The organism is bacterium, from assembly GCA_026398675.1.
Lineage (GTDB): Bacteria > RBG-13-66-14 > RBG-13-66-14 > RBG-13-66-14 > RBG-13-66-14 > RBG-13-66-14.
On sequence record JAPLSK010000416.1, the window covers coordinates 1 to 2042 of the forward strand.

1 protein-coding gene and 1 pseudogene are annotated in these 2042 nt (G+C 64.8%); one reads left to right on the forward strand and one right to left on the reverse strand.

What is annotated here, in order from left to right; all coding sequences use genetic code 11:
• The first annotated feature begins 2 nt into the window (after positions 1-2).
• Positions 3-1589 (forward strand): annotated as a pseudogene (gene groL, locus NTW26_12050) (chaperonin GroEL).
• A gap of 66 nt (positions 1590-1655) precedes the next feature.
• Here groL and NTW26_12055 read toward each other — a convergent pair.
• Positions 1656-2042 (reverse strand): hypothetical protein (locus NTW26_12055; GenBank protein MCX7022980.1); only part of this gene is annotated, 387 nt, incomplete at its 5' end.

Sequence of the window (2042 nt, forward strand, 5' to 3'; positions counted from 1 at the left end):
CCATGCGGCGGGGCATCGCCAAGCTGGCCCGCGCCGTCAAGATCACCCTCGGCCCCAAGGGCCGCAACGTCATCCTCCAGAAATCCTTCGGCTCGCCCACCATCACCAAGGACGGCGTCACCGTCGCCAAGGAGATCGAGCTGGAGGAGCCCTTCCAGAACATGGGCGCCCAGATGGTCCGCGAGGTCGCCTCGAAGACCTCGGACGTGGCCGGCGACGGGACCACCACCGCCACCGTCCTCGCCGAGGCCATCTTCCGCGAGGGGATTCGCAACGTCACCTCGGGGGCCAATCCGATGAGCCTCAAGCGCGGGATAGATAAGGCCGTGGCCGTGGTAGTCGAGGGCCTGAAGGATATATCCCGAGAGGTTTCCGACTCCCGCGAAATCGAGCAGGTCGGCACCATCTCCGCCAATAACGATTCGGAGATCGGCAAGAAAATCGCCGAGGCCATGGAGAAGGTGGGCAAGGAGGGCGTCATCACCGTCGAGGAATCCAAGGGGATGGAGACGACCCTGGACCTCGTCGAGGGCATGCAGTTCGACCGCGGATACCTCTCGGCGTACTTCGTCACCGACCCGGAGCGGATGGAGGCGGTGCTGGAGGATGCCGTGGTTCTCATCCACGAGAAGAAGATCGGCTCGATGAAGGACCTGTTACCGCTTCTGGAGAAGGTGGCCCAGTCCGCCCGGCCGCTCTTGATCATCGCCGAGGACGTGGAGGGCGAGGCGCTGGCCACCCTGGTCGTCAATAAAATCCGCGGCACGCTCAAGGTCTGCGCCGTTAAGGCCCCCGGCTTCGGCGACCGCCGCTAGGAAATGCTCAAGGACGTCTCCATCCTCACCGGCGTCCAGGTCATCAGCGAAGAGCTGGGCCTCAAGCTCGAGAACGCCACCCTCAACGACCTGGGCAAGGCCAAGCGCATCACCGTGGACAAGGACGACACCACCCTCGTAGAAGGCGGCGGAACCCAGTCCGAGATCGAGGGTCGGATCAGCACCCTCAAGGCCCAGATCGAGAAGACCACCTCGGACTACGACAAGGAGAAGCTCCAGGAGCGTCTGGCCAAGCTGGCCGGCGGCGTGGCGGTCATCAAGGTCGGCGCGGCCACCGAGACCGAGATGAAGGAGAAGAAGGCCCGCGTCGAGGACGCCCTTCACGCCACCCGGGCCGCCGTCGAGGAGGGCATCGTACCGGGCGGCGGCGTCGCCTACCTGCGCGCCATGGCCAAGCTCGACGGGCTCAAGCTCGAAGGCGACGAGGCCACCGGCGTGGAAATCATCCGCAAAGCCCTGGAGAAGCCGCTCTACCACATCGCCGACAACGCCGGAGTCGAGGGCGCCGTCGTCGTCGAGACCGTCAAGGCCAAGAAGGGCTCCGCGGGCTTCAACGCCTACACCAACGAGTACGGCGACATGCTCAAAATGGGCATCGTGGACCCGACCAAGGTCACGCGCATCGCCTTGCAGAACGCGGCCTCCATCGCCGGACTCATGCTCACCACCGAAGCGTTGGTGACCGACAAGCCCGAGGAGGAGAAGTCAATGCCCGGCGGCGGCATGGGCGGCGGCGGAATGGGCATGTACTAGACTTCGGTTGAACCGGAACGTAGCAAGGGCGGGATATTTCCCGCCCTTTTTCGATGCCCGGCAAGCCTACGGGTATACGATGAGCCCCAGCCAACCTGTCAGGCCCACGCCGGTCTCTATCGGCCTGTCGCCCATCAGGTTATCTTCCCGCCCGGTGCCCACCGAGAGCTTCACGTCGGCCAACAGCGCCAGCCCCGGCGTGAATTCCCACCGCCAGCCGCCGTCCAGGTTCATCTCCCACCAGGCGCGTTCAAGGCGCAGGTCCCAGCTGGACCACTGCCAGGTGACGGGGTAGCTCATCCCGGCGCCGAAGCCGAAGCGCAGGGCCTGCCGCCGGGCTATCTCGTAGTACCGGACGATGCCCAGGGTCATCCGGTTCACCGTGTTGAACTTGAAGTTTACGCCGTAGGTGAGCTCGAGGGCGGCGCCGTCCGAGTCGAGAAAAATTTCCAG